The organism is Anaerostipes sp. AF04-45 (genome assembly GCF_003461725.1).
Classification (GTDB): Bacteria; Bacillota; Clostridia; order Lachnospirales; family Lachnospiraceae; genus Anaerostipes; species Anaerostipes caccae.
Genome location: NZ_QTXQ01000002.1, coordinates 41491 through 58080, shown reverse-complemented (window position 1 = coordinate 58080; position 16590 = coordinate 41491). Strand labels below are relative to the sequence as shown.

Here is a 16590-nt window from a genome sequence, read left to right as displayed (position 1 = left end):
TATCTGCCGGAGTAGATAGGGTCTAAATAGAAGGCACCATCCTGCGGCAGGAATAAAAGGTTATATACATGCAAAGGCTTAGGGGCAGACAGGCTCCTGAGCCTTTGCTTGTTTACAGCATACCTTATCGTGCGAAGGGTATGAAATACGGTGTGCCCTGTGGGCATTCTTATTTTGTGAAAAAACTGTGAACATTTATTTGATGAGTTGACAGACAGAAAAATAATTGTTATATTACATATAGAACAAATAAACAACATATAACAGTGCGGGATTCCCGCACAGAAGATAGAATAGGAGGAATGACTTATGTTGATGCCAAGTATTTTTGGAGAAAATCTTTTTGACGGATGGATGGACCGGGCGTTTAAAAATGCATTTCCTGCTGACCGTTTTGGCTTTGGAGATTTTGAACGCGGCATGAAGACAGATATTAAAGATACTGAAGACGGATATGAATTAAGTATGGAACTTCCCGGTTTCAGCAAGGAGGACATTTCCGCCCAGCTGAGAGACGGTTATCTGACTATCAGTGCGGCAAAGAACGAAGTAAAAGACGAGAAAGACAAAGAGGGAAACTATATACGGAAAGAGCGTTATTCCGGAAAGTGCAGCAGAAGCTTCTACGTCGGAAAAGAACTGAAACAGGAAGATATCAGGGCGAAGTTTGACAATGGCGAACTGGTGCTGAGATTTCCAAAGGCTGAGGAAAGAAAAGAAGTACCGTCAGAGGAGTTCATTTCAATAGAAGGATAACGCTGAAAGATTTGACCGGGGTGCTGAAAAGGCATCCCGGTATTGTTATTTCATAGGAAAGCTCTACGATCTTTCCTATGAAATAACGCTCTGCGGGTTGTACACAGCAATATCATACAAGAAATTTCTTGCCGTACAGGTTACAATAGAGCCTGTCAAAAAATCTGTTCACAAATGGAGGAATCAAATGGATATTGCGAATGAAAAATGTGTGGTTGTCATCGACGGGGAGCTTCCTGCCGGGATTGCGGTAAATACAGGGGTGATCCTTGGTATGACCATGGGGAAACATATGCCGGGGGCTATAGGCACGGATGTCATGGACAGCGGAGGAAACGAACATATGGGGATCATAACTTTTCCCGTTCCTGTTTTAAAAGGCAGCCGGAAAGTATTAAAAGAACTAAGAGAAAAAGTGAACCAGCCCGAATTCAGCGAACTCATCGCTGCAGATTTTTCGGATCTGGCACAAAGCTGTATGATTTATGACGAGTTCGCGGAAAAGATGTCAAAGACGCCGGGGGAACAGCTCAATTACCTTGGAGTGGCTCTTTGCGGACCTAAAAAGATGGTGAATAAATTAACCGGGAGTCTGCCTCTTTTAAGGTAAAAACAAAAGAAAAAAGGAAACACACACAGATGTTTTGATAAGTCTTCATATATAGTTCTCCAATTCATGGGAACTCCGGTTATAAGATGGTCTTTCAGCCCATCTTTTTTTAGTTTCCTGAGAAAAAAGACAGATCATATTGTTAAAATTGTGACGATATTAAGTTGATTTTAGGGGATACAATGTCTAAAAATATATAAAAGTTTTCTAAATAAAAAAACGAACATATGGCTGTATTTAAAAAAGTACAATCTATACTGCATACAAAAGACCGAAACAAACGGCTTAAATACGCAGTTTTTAAGATGATATGAAGCCTGTATCAAGGCCTGAAACAAATTTGTAATTGAAATGAAAAAGTGATTGTGATACTATTAACATATCGGCGGGAAACTGCCAAACACTATATAACACAGAATTATTATGGAGGAATTGATATGTCAAGAAAAGTAGTTATTGCAAGTGCTTGTCGTACAGCAGTAGGTAAGATGGGCGGAGCATTGAGCACAACTCCGGCTGCTGACTTAGGATCAATCGTTATCAAAGAAGCTCTGAACAGAGCCAATGTTAAGCCAGAGCAGGTAGATGAAGTATACATGGGATGTGTTATCCAGGCTGGTTTAGGACAGAACGTTGCTCGTCAGGCATCCATCAAGGCAGGTCTTCCGATCGAAGTTCCGGCAACAACGATCAACGTTGTATGCGGTTCCGGACTGAAAGCGGTAAACATGGCTGCAGACATGATCAGAAGCGGTGACGCTGACGTTGTCGTAGCAGGTGGATGCGAGAACATGTCAATGGCTCCATATGTATTAGATCAGGCGCGTTTCGGATACCGTATGAACAACGGCGTGTTGAAAGATGCTATGGTCAATGATGCATTATGGTGTGCATTCAACGACTATCACATGGGTATGACAGCAGAGAACATCTGTGACCAGTGGGGACTTACCCGTGAAGAATTAGATGAGTTTGCAGCAGCAAGCCAGCAGAAGGCAGTTGCAGCTCAGGAAGCCGGAAAGTTCGATGAAGAGATCGTGCCGGTAGAAGTAAAGAAGAAAAAAGAAACCATCATCGTGAATAAAGACGAAGGACCTCGTCCTGGAACAACAGCAGAAGGCATCTCAGGATTAAGACCGGCATTCAAAAAAGATGGAATGGTAACTGCAGCGAACTCTTCAGGAATCAATGACGGTGCGGCAGCAGTTGTCGTTATGAGTGAAGAAAAAGCAAAAGAATTAGGTGTTACACCGATGGCTACATGGGTTGCCGGAGCACTCGGCGGTGTAGATCCTAAGATCATGGGTATCGGACCGGTCGCTTCCACAAGAAAAGTTATGGAAAGAACAGGAATGAGCATCGATGACTTCGATCTGATCGAGGCAAACGAAGCATTCGCAGCTCAGTCTGTGGCAGTAGGAAAAGACTTAGGATTCGACTTAAGCAAATTAAATGTAAACGGCGGAGCAATCGCGATCGGACATCCGGTTGGAGCTTCAGGATGCCGTATCTTCGTAACTCTGCTTCACGCAATGAAAGACAGGGGAGCTAAGAAAGGTCTTGCAACACTTTGCATCGGCGGCGGTATGGGATGCTCTACCATCGTTGAAATGGACTAATTTAATTTGAAAGGAGAATGAATCCATGGAATTCATCACATATGAAACAGAAGGTTTTGTAGGAATCCTCACTATTAACCGTCCAAAAGCATTAAACGCGCTGAACAGCCAGGTGCTTGGAGAGATTGACGAAGTTTTGGATGCTGTTGATCTCGAAAATACAAGAGCCTTAATCCTCACCGGAGCAGGAGACAAATCTTTCGTAGCCGGAGCAGACATCGCAGAGATGAGTACATTGACAAAGGCAGAGGGAGAAGCGTTCGGTAAAAAAGGAAATGACGTATTCCGCAAGTTAGAGACATTTCCTATCCCGACCATCGCTGCAGTGAATGGATTTGCACTGGGCGGAGGATGCGAGATCTCTATGAGCTGTGACATCCGTCTCTGTGCAGAAAATGCAGTGTTCGGACAGCCGGAAGTAGGTCTTGGGATCACTCCTGGATTCGGCGGAACACAGAGGCTTGCCCGTCTCGTAGGCGCTGGAAAAGCAAAAGAAATGATCTACACTGCATTCAACATCAAGGCAGATGAAGCATACAGAATCGGACTCGTTAATGCGGTATATCCGCAGGCAGAGCTCTTAGACGCAGCAAAGAAGATGGCTGCAAAGATCGCTAAGAACGCTCCGATCGCAGTCCGCGCTTCAAAGAAAGCCATCAATGAAGGTCTGGATGTGGACATGGATCAGGCTATCGTCGTGGAAGAAAAAGCATTCGGAAGCTGCTTTGAGAGTGAAGACCAGAGAGCAGGCATGGAAGCATTCTTAAACAAGACGAAAGTCGACGGATTCAAAAATAAATAATCATTGGCAGGCAACAATTAGAGTTTAAATACAGGAGGAATCATAATGAAAGTTGGAGTTATCGGTGCTGGAACAATGGGCAGCGGAATTGCCCAGGCATTTGCGCAGACAGAAGGTTATGAAGTTTGCCTTTGCGACATCAATGAAGAGTTCGCAGCAAACGGAAAAGCAAGAATCGCAAAAGGATTTGAAAAAAGAGTTGCAAAAGGCAAAATGGACCAGGAAAAAGCGGATGCCATTTTAGCAAAGATCACAACAGGCGTAAAAGATATCTGCACTGACTGTGACCTTGTTGTGGAAGCAGCAATCGAAAACATGGAGATCAAAAAGCAGACATTCAAAGAATTACAGGATATCTGCAAACCGGAAGCAATCTTCGCTACCAATACATCTTCCCTTTCTATTACTGAAATCGGAGCAGGACTTGACCGCCCGATGATCGGTATGCATTTCTTCAATCCGGCTCCGGTTATGAAGCTTGTTGAAGTAATCGCAGGAATCAATACTCCTCAGGAGATCGTTGACAAAATCATCGAGATCTCTAAAGAAATCGGAAAAACACCGGTTCAGGTAGAAGAAGCAGCTGGTTTCGTTGTAAACAGAATCCTTATCCCGATGATCAACGAAGCAATCGGAATCTATGCAGACGGAGTGGCATCTGTGGAAGGTATCGATACAGCAATGAAATTAGGAGCTAATCACCCGATGGGACCGTTGGCGTTAGGTGACCTGATCGGATTAGATGTTTGCCTTGCTATCATGGAAGTACTTTACAACGAGTTTGGAGATACCAAATATCGTCCTCACCCATTGCTGAGAAAAATGGTACGCGGCGGTATGTTAGGTCAGAAGACCGGTAAAGGATTCTACGATTATAGTAAATAATTAAATGGAGGAATAAGAAATGGATTTCGCATTAAGTAAGAAACACGAAATGGCAAGAACTCTGTTCAAAGAGTTCGCCGAAAATGAAGTAAAGCCTCTTGCACAGGACGTGGATGAAACAGAACAGTTCCCGAAAGAAACTGCTGAGAAGATGGCTAAGAACGGTTTTCTTGGTATCCCGATCCCGAAAGAGTACGGCGGACAGGGCTGTGATCCTCTTACATACGTTATGTGTGTGGAAGAATTAGCAAAAGTTTGCGGTACTACAAGTGTTATCGTATCTGCACATACCTCTCTGTGCTGTGATCCGATCATGACTTACGGAACAGAAGAACAGAAGAAAAAATATCTTCCGGACCTTGCATCCGGTAAAAAATTAGGCGCATTCGGTCTTACAGAGCCGGGAGCCGGTACAGACGCTCAGGGTCAGCAGACAAAAGCTGTCTTAGACGGAGACGAGTGGGTATTAAACGGTTCCAAATGCTTCATCACAAACGGTAAAGAAGCAGACGTTTATATCGTGATTGCTGTTACAGGCATCATCGAAAAACGCGGAAGAAAATTAAAAGAGATTTCCGCATTTATCGTTGATAAAGGAACACCAGGCTTCTCCTTTGGAACAAAGGAAAAGAAAATGGGTATCCGCGGATCTTCTACTTATGAGCTGATCTTCGAAGACTGCCGCATTCCGAAAGAAAACTTATTAGGAAAACAGGGCAAGGGATTCGGAATCGCTATGCATACACTTGATGGTGGACGTATCGGAATCGCTTCTCAGGCTCTTGGTCTGGCAGAAGGTGCTTTAGAAGCAACCATCGAATATGTAAAAGAGAGAAAACAGTTTGGACGTACCATCGGACAGTTCCAGAACACTCAGTTCCAGTTGGCTGATATGGCAACAAAAGTTGAGGCAGCAAAACTGTTAGTTTATAAAGCGGCGATGGCTAAAGCTACACAGAAGGTATACAGCGTAGAAGCAGCTATGGCGAAGTTATATGCAGCAGAAGTTGCAATGGAAGTGACAACAAAGGCTGTTCAGTTACACGGTGGTTACGGATATATCAGAGAATACGATGTAGAACGTATGATGCGCGATGCTAAGATCACTGAGATCTATGAAGGAACATCTGAAGTTCAGCGTATGGTTATTTCTGGAAATCTGTTAAAATAAGGGAGGTACTTTACTGTGAAAATCGTTGTATGTGTAAAACAGGTACCAGATACTAAAGGCGGAGTTAAATTTAACCCGGATGGTACTTTGGATAGAGGTGCGATGCTGACTATCATGAATCCAGATGATAAAGCTGGATTGGAAGCAGCATTGAAATTAAAAGATGAATATGATGCAGAAGTGACAGTTCTTACAATGGGACTTCCGAAAGCGGACGAAGTTTTACGTGAGGCTATGGCAATGGGTGCAGATAAGGGAGTCCTTGTCACAGACAGAGTTCTCGGAGGAGCAGATACATGGGCTACTTCTACAACGCTTGCAGGTGCCATCCGAAATCTTGACTACGACCTGATCATCACAGGACGTCAGGCAATCGATGGAGATACCGCACAGGTAGGTCCTCAGATTTCAGAGCATCTGGATATTCCGGTTATTTCTTACGCTCAGGATATCAAGATTGACGGAGACAATGTTGTTGTTGAACGTCAGTATGAAGACAGATATCATGTTGTAAAGGCAAAAATGCCTTGCCTGATCACAGCACTTTCTGAATTAAACGAGCCGCGTTACATGACACCGGGCGGAATCTTCGATGCATACGATGCAGAAGTTACTGTTTGGGGAAGAAAAGACTTAAAAGATGTCGATGATGCAAACATCGGACTTGCCGGATCACCTACAAAGATCGCGAAAGCATCTGATAAGGTTCGTAAGGGTGCAGGAGAAAAGGTAACCTTAGATCCTGAAGAATCCGTAGCATATATCATGGACAAATTAAAAGAAAAACATGTAATCTAATTTAAAAAGGAAAAGTGGTGAATAAAATGGGTTTAGAAGAATATAAAGGAGTTTATGTCTTTGCACAGCAGGTAGACAATGAATTAAGCGGCATCGCTTTTGAATTACTTGGAAAAGCCAAAGACCTTGCAAAAGATTTAGATACTGATGTAACAGCTGTATTAATTGGATCTGAAGTGAAAGACCTTGCAGATGAACTTGCAGCTTACGGTGCGGACAAGGTAATCGTCGTTGATGATCCTGAACTGAAAGAATACAGAACAGAGCCTTATACTCATGCACTTGCATCTGTGATCAATGAATACAAACCGGAAATCATGCTGGTTGGTGCGACAGCAATCGGCAGAGACTTAGGACCTCGTGTGTCTGCGAGAGTTGCAACAGGTCTTACTGCTGACTGTACAGTCCTTGAAATCGGTGATTTCCCATTAGTTGCAATCCCTGGAAGAGAGCAGAAACACAATCAGTTACTGATGACACGTCCTGCATTCGGTGGAAACACGATCGCTACTATTGCCTGCCCGGACAACCGTCCTCAGATGGCTACGGTACGTCCTGGTGTTATGCAGGCGATCGATAAGATCGAAGGTGCAAAAGCCGAGGTCATCGAATTCAATCCTGGATTCACACCGGACAACAAATATGTTGAGATCATGGAAGTTGTAAAATCTGTGACAGATGTGGTAGATATCATGGATGCCAACATCCTTGTATCCGGAGGACGTGGAGTAGGAAGTCCAGAAAACTTCAAGATCTTAGAAGATTTAGCAGAAGTTTTAGGCGGAGAAGTAAGCTGCTCCCGTGCAGTCGTAGATGCAGGATGGAAACCGAGAGATATTCAGGTTGGACAGACTGGTAAGACAGTACGTCCGAACGTATACTTTGCAATCGGTATTTCCGGAGCTATCCAGCACGTAGCAGGTATGGAAGAAGCAGACATCATTGTAGCAATCAACAAAGATGACACAGCGCCAATCTTTGACGTGGCTGACTACGGTATTGTCGGAGATTTAAATAAGATCGTTCCGATGCTGACAGAACAGTTAAAAGCTGTTGTAAAATAATCACAAACATCAATAAAACTCACAAAAGAGGTCCTGCATCCGTGCAGGACCTCTTTTGCTACGGAAAGTAGCATAAAAAACTCATATGTAAACAACAGTTGCTTGTTGGGAAAAACTTTGACTGCTATACTTTCACCATCCAAACAGAGGAGGAACATAAAATGTTTTCAACAAAATTAAAAGACCTGCGCAGGCAGGCAAAGATGTCTCAGGAAAAGATGGCTGAAAAGCTTCGGGTATCCCGGCAGGCGGTGACAAAATGGGAAACCGGAGCGGGAGTGCCGGACATAGAGAACGTAAAAGCGATTGCGTCTCTGTTTGACATTTCCATTGATGAGCTGCTTGAAAGTGAAGAAAGAAGCAGACAAAAAGGTGACTATCTATATGACAGTACAACGGAATATGACATCGACTGCGGGAAAAATTACGATATTACTTTTTCGGGAGCAAAGAAAGTATCCCTCTGCGGATATAAAGGTGAGAAGATCCGGGTGTGCCTTGCGTCGGACCAGATTGAGGAGATTCAGTCCGTCTTTAAAGTCCGGATCGATGACGTAAGGAAAAAGATTGATATTGATGTCCGTCGGTTTGGAAACATGACGGAAGCCAGGGCGAAAAAGGAACTGGATGTGTTCATCTGGATTCCGCAGCAGTATACTGGCGAGGCGGAGATTTCCGGCAATACTTCTGTGCTGGAACTTACGCGTATGGGGGCAAAGAATATCGAGTTTTCAGGAAAGACAGAGAGAGTACTTGTGCATGATGTGACAGGACATGTGGAGATCAACAGCAATGAAGATATGAACATTGTCTGTGCCGGGCTTTGCGGACGCCTGGATATCAATCAGCTTTCATCGACCTCGAGGCTTACAGTGCCCGAAAATATGGAGTTCTTTGCCGTAAAGAAAGGGATCGGCAATCATATTTACTACGAAAAAGAAGGCGGTACCGCAGAAGATTTTTCTGTGAAAGAGGAAGAAATTGATGACAGTACCAATATGATCGAGCTGAATGGTATGAAAAGCGAACTGATCATCGAAGCGGTCCCTGAACCAGAATTTGAGGTGTGAGATATGAACCAATATCAATACCGCCCAATTCGGTTTTACCTGATTGTCTTTGGACTTACATGGGCTTTCTGGACGGCAGCAGCAGTCTGTAAAGATAATCAGGCGGCAATGACATGGATGTTCCTGGGATTGTGTGTTCCGGCAGGAACGGCAGTACTGACGGTTCTCCTGTCCAAAAGTAAGGCGCTTAAATCGGACCTGAAGCGAAAGCTGATTGGATTTTACCGCGTACATTCTGTAAATCTGTTTTCTGCTTTTACCCTGTTTGTATGTATTGTTGCAGTTTCAATTCTTCTGTCTGTATTTTTTGGTCAGAGTCTGGATCAGTTTTCGTTTGCTGAGGGATTTTCTTTTTCCATAAAGGGCAGTTCAGCCCTTCTCACGATACTGCTTGCCTCTGTTATAGAGGAGCTGGGGTGGAGAGGGTATGGTGAAGACGCCATTGCCCAGTACGGAAGCTGGTTTTGGGAATCAGTCCTGTTTGGTTTCATCTGGTCTGCCTGGCATATCCCCCTGTTTTTCATCGAAGGGTCTTATCAGGCTGGACTTCTGCAGCTTGGTACCGGCTATGCAATAAATTTCTTTATCAGTGTAATCCCTCTGGGATTTATTACGACGTGGGTGTACGTAAAGAATAACCGGAGTATGATGGCGAGCATCTTTTTTCATATCGTCGTAAATTTCTTTCAGGAAAAAATCGCTATGACGCCCCAGACAAAGTGTATAGAGACCATTGTCATTACAGCGGCTGCAGTCGGGATCGTCCTGGCAAACAAAGAAATGTTTTTTGAAACAGATCATGTGGGCAGAATTCTTGAGATAAACAATGAAAATACTGCTGACCGATAAAAAACAGATCAGCAGTATGACAGACATGCGGGTAAACAGACAGGAATTATCTGGTCCTGCTTTCATTTTCAAGATAAGTGATTACCTCGGACAGATCACCGAGCACAGTGCCGGTAAATTCCTTGAGTTGATCTGAATAAGGAATTTTATCAGGAATCATCACGGCGGTCATTCCGGCCCTGAAGATAGATTCCAATCCCGCAGGGGAGTCTTCCAGCCCTAGGCATACGGACGGATCGAGTCCTAGTTCTTTACATGCTTTCAGGAAAATGTCAGGGTGTGGTTTGCTTCTTGGGACCATCTCCCCGGTTACCACGGCGTCAAAGAAATCCATGATCCCGCCCTGATGAAAGTAGCGGGTAACACGCTCCAGGTCACAGGATGTGGCAACGGCGATCTTGTAGCCGTTGTCTTTTAAAAACGGCAGAAGTTCAAGCAGACCGGGTTTAAATGGGACTCCGTGTTCATCAATCCATTCATTTACGTAATCTTTTCTTATTTGAAGTGCTTTTTCAAAAGGGAATTTATCTCCGAACAAAGACATAAAGTATTCCTGCATACCTTGAACAGAAAAGCCGAAAGTATGTGCTACCTGCTCCTCTGTGATGGGAAATCCATAAGTTTTTCCGGCCTTAAGCCATGCGGGGATAGCCAGGGTCTCCGTGTCCAGCATCAGCCCGTCCATATCAAAAATTACACCTTGAATCATGTATGATACCTCCTTGATTTTAATCCTATCATACCACATTTTTGTCGTCGGTGTATAAAAGATAACTTAGGCTTCTGATGAAAGAACATTCATTGTATCATTTGTCTTTTCAGAGTAAATTAATATGAAAAGTTTTTGGAAAGCTATTGACATCTTTTGTTAGCGGGCATATAATAAAATTAAGATAAGGATAGATGACTAGGCCTTATCATACAATTGAATTATTCATCGGTAAAACTATTGAAAGATAGTGACACAAAGCCAAGGGTCTAAGGTCCTCAGAACGGGGATTATGACAGCCGGTTGCCACATTATATATTAATGTGTATGGATAATAATTATCTATCTTATATGATTATAAGCGCAGCCGTCTGTAAAGAATATTTTGCAGATGGTTTTTTATTTGGAGGGCTTACTTCCAGATAGATGCTCCGAATTTCATAAAGCTGGATTAATTAATATTCTGCACAGAATCACATCAGAAATGATAAGTTAATTAATCAGTAATTTAATATTTAGTAAAACTATCGAAAGGTAGTGACACAAAGCCAAGGGTCTAAGATCTCTAAGAGATTACGATAGCCGGTTGCCGCATGGGGAAGCTCATGTGTTATGAAATAAGCAGAGTGCTTTTTTCGTACCAGAGATCAGGATGGTCACTGGCTTGTGTCTATGAAATATAGGAGGCGCATGATCATGAAAAAAGCAATCAAAAAAGTTTTAGTAAGTGCATTGGCAGTTTTGCTTGTTGTCGGATTCACAGCTCCGGCCGCAGCAGCACCTGTGAAGGCAGCCAGCAGTAAAGTAACAGTCAAAACAAGTACATCCAAAAAAGTTAAAACAAAGACATATAAATTAAAGAAAAAAGTAAAACGCAAAAAAGTCACAACCAAAAAAACGAAAAAAACTTCTAAAAAAGTGATCACAAGCGTATCTAAAAAAGTAGAAGAGACAGTTCAGACGGATATTGTTGTAAAGACAACAAAAAAAGCAAAGAAAAAAACGGTCAAAACAACAACAACCATTAAGAAGGTCATCAAAACAACAAATCTTGCACAGGCAGGAAACGCAAATATCAGCCAGCTGAAGGGTATTGTCGATGACAAGGTAATCAGCGAATTCAACAGAGTGGGAATGACCATCGAGACAAATCCAAATTCTTCTTTGCTGAAAGGGGCAGACGGAGTATTCAGCCCATCTCAGAAGAAGATTGTGATAAAGAACAATGTCAACAGAGTTTTGGTTCACGAGGTAGGACACTTCGTAGCATATGTAAACAACAGAGCTGATTCCACAGCAGAGTTCAGGGCGATCTATAATGCAGAAAAGAACAATTTTGCCGGCGACAACAGAGCTTATGCAGTATCAAACAACAAAGAGTTTTTTGCAGAGGTATTTAAAGAGTATTCTATGAACAGAGCTTCTTTAAAGAGCCATTGCCCAAGAGCTTATGAATATGTCAAAAATGTCCTTGCAGATATGTAAGGTGAAGGGGTTATAGAGATCCGTTCGGAGTTGTCCGGACGGATTTTTTCTAGTATAATGGTCAAAGAAAATTTAATAGAAAGTAGGATGAACATGCAGATACAGAGAGATGATATTATCATAAGAAAAGGGATTATCCATATTCTGGACAGCCACAACGGGTATCTTGGACTGTCCAACGACCTGCTGGATTTGGGACCGGACTTGATGGAATTTATCAGGGGCCATATATTTAAGATCCTGGAGAGCGATGACACAAAAAAATGCCAGTTTGACGGAAGCCTTTCACCGGTCTTAAGCCTTTTGGAATCGATGGATGAAAAGGAGGATGAAAGCTTTGTGGAAGCCAGCCGTGTACTGTCGGAGAGTCTTTTTGATATTATGTGCGACAGTGTGACAATTCCGGCGGCAGATCTGATCGTGGTCAGTTTCCAGTTATACAGCGTTGTACATCTGGCGCTTCTGAAAATGAATTATAAGGAGACTTACATACATAAAGAGGAAGAAAATGAAGTCAACGACATTGTAAAGCAGCGGGTGATGCCTATGGACGGGGCAAAGCTCACGGAGGCTGTAATTGTGGATCTTCTGGAGTATAAAGTCCAGCTGGTGGAGAAGAAGTTTGAGATGCTGACAGGCGACAAGATAAACTATATTTCTGAGCGCTTTCTCCAGTGCCACGCAGATATGGCTCCCAAAAAGAAATTCCAGATCTTAAACAAGGTGATCACGGATATCAATAACCGGTACGAGAATGAACCGCTGAGAAACCGACTGGATGCCAGGAGTAAGCTGAGAGAAGAATTTGCGGAAAAAAATGAGTTTCGGATCAACGAGATCGGTGACAGAATTTTTGGGGACAGCACGGAGAAGAAACAGGAGTTTGACGACCGCATCGAGAGATATGATCTCCAGTATGACACCTTTACGGTGGCCAAAGAAAATACCGTGAAGAAGCTGGAATATCAGATTCTTGAGACCGACGCGGGGATCGAGATCAAGATCCCAATGGAAGAATATATTACAAAAGACAATGTAGAGATCCTGGAAGAACAGGGCGGAGGAAGCACGATCATCATTAAAAACATAGAACAGGTGAAGATAAAGTAGGTATCCTTTCGGTTTCTTGACAGACAGGAGAGAAAGGCATATAATAAGCAAAATTAATTTATTAGGGCGCTCTAAGCCGGACAGCCGGTTTAGGGCTTTTCTTACATCACCGCAGAAAGAAGAGGTACAAAAGTATGACACAGTTTTCAGAGAGAATCTTAAACACCCCGGCATCCTTTATCAGAGAAATATTAAAAGTTATCCAGCAGGATGACATCATCTCCTTTGCAGGAGGACTGCCTAATCCGGTTTCCTTTCCGAAGAAAGAACTTAAACAGTCTATGGAACGGGTTATAGACCAATTTGGTGACGAGGTTTTCCAGTATTCCAGCACGGAAGGCTATCGGCCGCTCAGGGAATGGGTGGCAGAGAGATACCGGGACGAATACGGGATGGATGTACAGGCAGACGATGTGCTGATTACGACAGGGTCGCAGCAGGCGTTGGATCTGATGGGAAAGGTGCTGATCAATCCCGGTGACGCGCTTGCGATCGAAGAACCTGGGTATTTGGGGGCGATTCAGGCGTTTACCGTATTTGAACCAGATTTCTGTCCGGTGCCTCTATTGGACGACGGGATCGATCTGGACAGGCTGGAGCAGATCCTGGAGGAGAGGAATGTAAAACTTTTATATACGGTTCCAAATTTTCAGAATCCAACCGGACTTACATATTCTGTGGAGAAAAGAAAAGCACTGTGTGCTCTTTTAAACCGTTATTCTGCCTATTTGATCGAGGATGATCCGTATGGACAGCTGAAGTTTGAGGGAGAAGTGTATCCCTATATCGGATCGTTTGGCCTGAAAAAGAGTGTGCTCTTCGGGACGATCTCAAAGATTATCACACCGGGAATGAGACTTGGATGGATCTGCACGAAAGACAGAGAACTGATGCAGCATCTTGTGACCGCAAAGCAGGCAGCTGATCTGCACAGCAATATTTTTGCTCAGTATGCAGTGTACGATTATCTCATGAACCATGAATTAAATGAACACATCGGCAAAATCAAAACCCTTTATAAAGAGCAGAGCGATGCCATGCTTCAGGCGATGAAAGATTTCTTTCCGGACACTGTTACCTACACCATGCCGAAGGGAGGCATGTTTGTATGGGGATCTCTTCCGGAAGGCGAGTCATCCCTCGAATTGTTCGACCGTGCGATGAAAGAGAAGGTTGCTTTTGTGCCGGGCAATCCATTTTATGTGGATGATCAGAAGCCGGTGCCTACATTCCGCTTAAATTATACGAATTCAGAGCCGGAGGTGATCCGGGAGGGCATCCGCCGGCTCGGCAGACTGATGGAGAGCTATTAATCTGACTCGAATTTGATTTCATAGTGGATCACCAGAGTCAGAAAAGATCTCAAAAGGATGACAGCTCCAAGCATATAAAGTTCGTTCATGTTTTTCGTGATGACGGTCCTGAGTATTTCACCTCCCAGCTTAAACTCCAGGGCAAAAGCCAGAATTTTGGCCAATTCCAGTTTGATCTCCCTTCCCTCCGTGGTAAATCCTGCCCGGAGATACTGGAGAAAAGCTTTGATACAGCCAAAGACGATGACAAAGATCCCGAAAAGTTCCAGGAGGTGAATGCAGAGCATCACAGTTTCTGTTAAAAGATGATCAGGCATATTGCTGTACGCTTTCTGTATTTTCATAAAATAGCTTCATTTTATCGTCTGCATATTTGTAAGATTTCATTCAGATATAGTATGACATTTTCTATACGATTTCCGTTCAGCTTTTAGAATGCCTCACTCCAATCGTGTAGAAAATGGACATATTATCTGCTGGAGCAGGCTGCTTAGAAATCAAAGGTGCCACCTGCGATAGTTTTTCTCCACTATTTCCGTCACGCTTTGAAATGCGTTTCTCCAATAGTGCTAAAAAACTATCGTTGGACGGTTTCATTTGTTTGGTGGATACTTATCCAGTAGATATTACGTCCATTTTGACCAGTTTGGAGGCCTTGCATTCGAAGAGATGTTAGTTTTTCTTCTTTCAGAAAAGGCTCGGAGGTGGTGTGCAAAGCACAGTGAGGCCGCCCCCGCGCCAGCGAGTTCCGAACGGGCCACCGCAGAGACTTTACTGAAAGTTAGAAAATCTTACATCTCTGAGACAGCAAGCCGGAAAACTGGTCAAAATGTCATACCAAAGGGCACACCGTATTTTATACTCTTCGGGTGGCGCGCTCTGCGCGATAAGGTATACTGATTTCCCAACCTATAAAATTGATAATTGCATACAAACCGCGGGAAATAGCCATTTGAAGGTGTATTGGAGAAAAATGTGAGAAAATTGATGACGGTTGGGAAATATTTAGAGAAACGTTGATTTTATCAGGAAAACTGGCTATAATGAAATGGAAGAATGGCTTAAAAGCGTTGGATAAACAGTAACAAGAGTTGTATTGAAATTTGCGTTGATTTATATGCCTTCTAACAGATAAAGACAGATAAACAGTAACAAGAGTTGTATTGAAATATAGTTATCACAGCATTTATAATTTGACGAGTGCGATAAACAGTAACAAGAGTTGTATTGAAATCAAGTAAGGACGACAGGAAGATTATCCATGAATGGATAAACAGTAACAAGAGTTGTATTGAAATGTTTGTATTATTATATTACAAATTGAGGGAATTTGGATAAACAGTAACAAGAGTTGTATTGAAATTTGATTGCAAGATCAAACCGTTTCATTACAGCCAGATAAACAGTAACAGAAATAAGATATACCTTGATAGTTAGGCACAGAAAAGTAGTCAATGTTTAACTGCCAGGGTATTTTTCTGTATGTCATGACATTTTTACCAGTTCTGCGGCTTGCTGTCTCAGGAAGGTAAGATTTTCCAACTTTCAGCAAAGTCTCTCCAGCGGCCCGTTCGAAGGAACTTAATGAGCAGGAGCCGCAGGCGAAGTGCAAATTTGGTGAATCGAACCTCCCCTCCTTGCCTCTGAACCTTTTCTGAAAGAAGTAAACGAACCTTTCTTCAAATGCAATGCCTCCGAACTGGTAAAAATGGACATAATGTCTGATGGATAAGTATTCTCTGAACAAAAAAAGCTATCCAACGATCGTTTGATAAGTATTTATCCAGTAGATATTACGTCCATTTTCTACACGATTTCCGTTCGGCTCTTAGAATGTCTCACTCCAATCATGTGGAAAATGTAATACCCTTCGGGTGGACGCGCTCCGCCCAATAAGGTATAATAAAACTACTATAATGAAAAGGCAGGACATGAAAATGAATCAAAGAAAAAACAGCGGTGCAGCTGTATTGCTGTATAATTTAGACGGTTCCGAGCGGGCAAGAAAGATAAAGTTTATCCTGGTCCGCATGGGTGTACGGATAAAAAATATAAAAAAAGAAGATTATCTGAAACCGATCGGGGCACTGGCAGGAGTTCCCGGCATCGAACCGGGCGGCAGCTGCTATGACGGTCCGGGATTCACAGAAGAGATGCTTGTCATGAAAGGCTTCACAGGCCGCCAGATTGATGAGATGATTATGAGTTTTCGAAAAGAGAAGCTTAAAAAGATAAATTTAAAGGCCGTTCTGACGGATACAAACCAGACTTGGGACTCTATGACTCTATATGAGAATCTCAGGGATGAACATGAAGAAATGTCCGGGCAGTGATCGAATCTGGGGAGTT

At 43.1% G+C, this 16590-nt stretch carries 16 protein-coding genes, 1 CRISPR repeat array and 2 riboswitches; of the genes, 14 read left to right on the top strand and 2 right to left on the bottom strand.

Features of this window, described 5'->3' with window-relative positions; translation table 11 throughout:
• The first annotated feature begins 309 nt into the window (after positions 1-309).
• The 10 genes from DWV34_RS03150 (at position 310) to DWV34_RS03105 (ending at position 9624) form a co-directional block, all read left to right on the top strand.
• On the top strand, positions 310-756 hold the full coding sequence (locus DWV34_RS03150; RefSeq protein ID WP_009290551.1) for an Hsp20/alpha crystallin family protein: 447 nt from the start codon (positions 310-312) through the stop codon (positions 754-756).
• A 187-nt stretch (positions 757-943) separates the two neighbouring features.
• The gene (locus DWV34_RS03145; protein WP_009290552.1) at positions 944-1366 is read left to right on the top strand and encodes a DUF2000 domain-containing protein; all 423 of its coding nucleotides are present in this window, start codon (positions 944-946) and stop codon (positions 1364-1366) included.
• Between the two features lie 437 nt (positions 1367-1803).
• The gene (locus DWV34_RS03140) at positions 1804-2985 is read left to right on the top strand and encodes an acetyl-CoA C-acetyltransferase (RefSeq protein ID WP_039930536.1); all 1182 of its coding nucleotides are present in this window, start codon (positions 1804-1806) and stop codon (positions 2983-2985) included.
• Positions 2986-3010: 25 nt separating this feature from the next.
• Positions 3011-3787: an enoyl-CoA hydratase-related protein gene (locus tag DWV34_RS03135; RefSeq protein ID WP_006565766.1), complete on the top strand. Its 777-nt coding sequence runs from the start codon at positions 3011-3013 to the stop codon at positions 3785-3787.
• Between the two features lie 45 nt (positions 3788-3832).
• Complete coding sequence (locus DWV34_RS03130) at positions 3833-4672, top strand: 3-hydroxybutyryl-CoA dehydrogenase (protein ID WP_009290554.1); 840 nt, start codon at positions 3833-3835, stop codon at positions 4670-4672.
• Positions 4673-4691: 19 nt separating this feature from the next.
• Positions 4692-5843: an acyl-CoA dehydrogenase gene (locus tag DWV34_RS03125; RefSeq protein WP_009290555.1), complete on the top strand. Its 1152-nt coding sequence runs from the start codon at positions 4692-4694 to the stop codon at positions 5841-5843.
• Positions 5844-5858: 15 nt separating this feature from the next.
• Positions 5859-6641: an electron transfer flavoprotein subunit beta/FixA family protein gene (locus DWV34_RS03120; protein WP_006565763.1), complete on the top strand. Its 783-nt coding sequence runs from the start codon at positions 5859-5861 to the stop codon at positions 6639-6641.
• Between the two features lie 26 nt (positions 6642-6667).
• On the top strand, positions 6668-7705 hold the full coding sequence (locus DWV34_RS03115; protein ID WP_006565762.1) for an electron transfer flavoprotein subunit alpha/FixB family protein: 1038 nt from the start codon (positions 6668-6670) through the stop codon (positions 7703-7705).
• A 161-nt stretch (positions 7706-7866) separates the two neighbouring features.
• The gene (locus DWV34_RS03110) at positions 7867-8775 is read left to right on the top strand and encodes a helix-turn-helix transcriptional regulator (protein WP_009290557.1); all 909 of its coding nucleotides are present in this window, start codon (positions 7867-7869) and stop codon (positions 8773-8775) included.
• Positions 8776-8778: 3 nt separating this feature from the next.
• Complete coding sequence (locus tag DWV34_RS03105; RefSeq protein ID WP_009290558.1) at positions 8779-9624, top strand: CPBP family intramembrane glutamic endopeptidase; 846 nt, start codon at positions 8779-8781, stop codon at positions 9622-9624.
• Between the two features lie 46 nt (positions 9625-9670).
• Here the strand turns inward: DWV34_RS03105 and DWV34_RS03100 are convergent, their stop codons facing one another.
• Complete coding sequence (locus DWV34_RS03100) at positions 9671-10333, bottom strand: HAD family hydrolase (protein WP_022260980.1); 663 nt, start codon at positions 10331-10333, stop codon at positions 9671-9673.
• Positions 10334-10553: 220 nt separating this feature from the next.
• A riboswitch (cyclic di-GMP riboswitch) is annotated at positions 10554-10644 on the top strand.
• A 196-nt stretch (positions 10645-10840) separates the two neighbouring features.
• A riboswitch (cyclic di-GMP riboswitch) is annotated at positions 10841-10927 on the top strand.
• 102 nt (positions 10928-11029) lie between these two features.
• On the opposite strand from DWV34_RS03100, the gene DWV34_RS03095 reads away from it, so the two are divergent.
• From DWV34_RS03095 to DWV34_RS03085, 3 genes are all read left to right on the top strand, one after another.
• Positions 11030-11818 (top strand): anthrax toxin lethal factor-related metalloendopeptidase, encoded by a 789-nt coding sequence (locus DWV34_RS03095; RefSeq protein ID WP_233444266.1) that lies wholly within the window; start codon positions 11030-11032, stop codon positions 11816-11818.
• A 93-nt stretch (positions 11819-11911) separates the two neighbouring features.
• On the top strand, positions 11912-12928 hold the full coding sequence (locus tag DWV34_RS03090; RefSeq protein WP_225103690.1) for a nucleoid-associated protein: 1017 nt from the start codon (positions 11912-11914) through the stop codon (positions 12926-12928).
• A 134-nt stretch (positions 12929-13062) separates the two neighbouring features.
• The gene (locus DWV34_RS03085; protein ID WP_118475467.1) at positions 13063-14241 is read left to right on the top strand and encodes an aminotransferase-like domain-containing protein; all 1179 of its coding nucleotides are present in this window, start codon (positions 13063-13065) and stop codon (positions 14239-14241) included.
• On the opposite strand, the gene DWV34_RS03080 is transcribed toward DWV34_RS03085, so the two are convergent.
• Positions 14238-14585, bottom strand: a complete 348-nt coding sequence (locus DWV34_RS03080) for a DUF1622 domain-containing protein (RefSeq protein WP_009289399.1) — start codon at positions 14583-14585, stop codon at positions 14238-14240. The two genes, DWV34_RS03085 and DWV34_RS03080, sit on opposite strands and share 4 nt — an antisense overlap.
• 729 nt (positions 14586-15314) lie before the next feature.
• Positions 15315-15604: a CRISPR direct-repeat array (repeat unit 30 nt; unit sequence GATAAACAGTAACAAGAGTTGTATTGAAAT).
• Positions 15605-16178: 574 nt separating this feature from the next.
• Between DWV34_RS03080 and DWV34_RS03070 the strand changes: the two genes are divergently transcribed.
• Positions 16179-16574 (top strand): DUF3783 domain-containing protein, encoded by a 396-nt coding sequence (locus tag DWV34_RS03070; protein WP_009289400.1) that lies wholly within the window; start codon positions 16179-16181, stop codon positions 16572-16574.
• Positions 16575-16590 lie beyond the last annotated feature (16 nt).

What these genes read in the sequence shown, in the direction of transcription:
- DWV34_RS03150 (WP_009290551.1), top strand. Translation starts at nt 310, where the DNA reads ATGTTGATGCCAAGTATTTTTGGAGAAAATCTTTTTGACGGATGGATG.
- DWV34_RS03145 (WP_009290552.1), top strand. Translation starts at nt 944, where the DNA reads ATGGATATTGCGAATGAAAAATGTGTGGTTGTCATCGACGGGGAGCTT.
- DWV34_RS03140 (WP_039930536.1), top strand. Translation starts at nt 1,804, where the DNA reads ATGTCAAGAAAAGTAGTTATTGCAAGTGCTTGTCGTACAGCAGTAGGT.
- DWV34_RS03135 (WP_006565766.1), top strand. Translation starts at nt 3,011, where the DNA reads ATGGAATTCATCACATATGAAACAGAAGGTTTTGTAGGAATCCTCACT.
- DWV34_RS03130 (WP_009290554.1), top strand. Translation starts at nt 3,833, where the DNA reads ATGAAAGTTGGAGTTATCGGTGCTGGAACAATGGGCAGCGGAATTGCC.
- DWV34_RS03125 (WP_009290555.1), top strand. Translation starts at nt 4,692, where the DNA reads ATGGATTTCGCATTAAGTAAGAAACACGAAATGGCAAGAACTCTGTTC.
- DWV34_RS03115 (WP_006565762.1), top strand. Translation starts at nt 6,668, where the DNA reads ATGGGTTTAGAAGAATATAAAGGAGTTTATGTCTTTGCACAGCAGGTA.
- DWV34_RS03110 (WP_009290557.1), top strand. Translation starts at nt 7,867, where the DNA reads ATGTTTTCAACAAAATTAAAAGACCTGCGCAGGCAGGCAAAGATGTCT.
- DWV34_RS03105 (WP_009290558.1), top strand. Translation starts at nt 8,779, where the DNA reads ATGAACCAATATCAATACCGCCCAATTCGGTTTTACCTGATTGTCTTT.
- DWV34_RS03100 (WP_022260980.1), bottom strand. Translation starts at nt 10,333, where the DNA reads ATGATTCAAGGTGTAATTTTTGATATGGACGGGCTGATGCTGGACACG.
- DWV34_RS03095 (WP_233444266.1), top strand. Translation starts at nt 11,030, where the DNA reads ATGAAAAAAGCAATCAAAAAAGTTTTAGTAAGTGCATTGGCAGTTTTG.
- DWV34_RS03090 (WP_225103690.1), top strand. Translation starts at nt 11,912, where the DNA reads ATGCAGATACAGAGAGATGATATTATCATAAGAAAAGGGATTATCCAT.
- DWV34_RS03085 (WP_118475467.1), top strand. Translation starts at nt 13,063, where the DNA reads ATGACACAGTTTTCAGAGAGAATCTTAAACACCCCGGCATCCTTTATC.
- DWV34_RS03080 (WP_009289399.1), bottom strand. Translation starts at nt 14,585, where the DNA reads ATGAAAATACAGAAAGCGTACAGCAATATGCCTGATCATCTTTTAACA.
- DWV34_RS03070 (WP_009289400.1), top strand. Translation starts at nt 16,179, where the DNA reads ATGAATCAAAGAAAAAACAGCGGTGCAGCTGTATTGCTGTATAATTTA.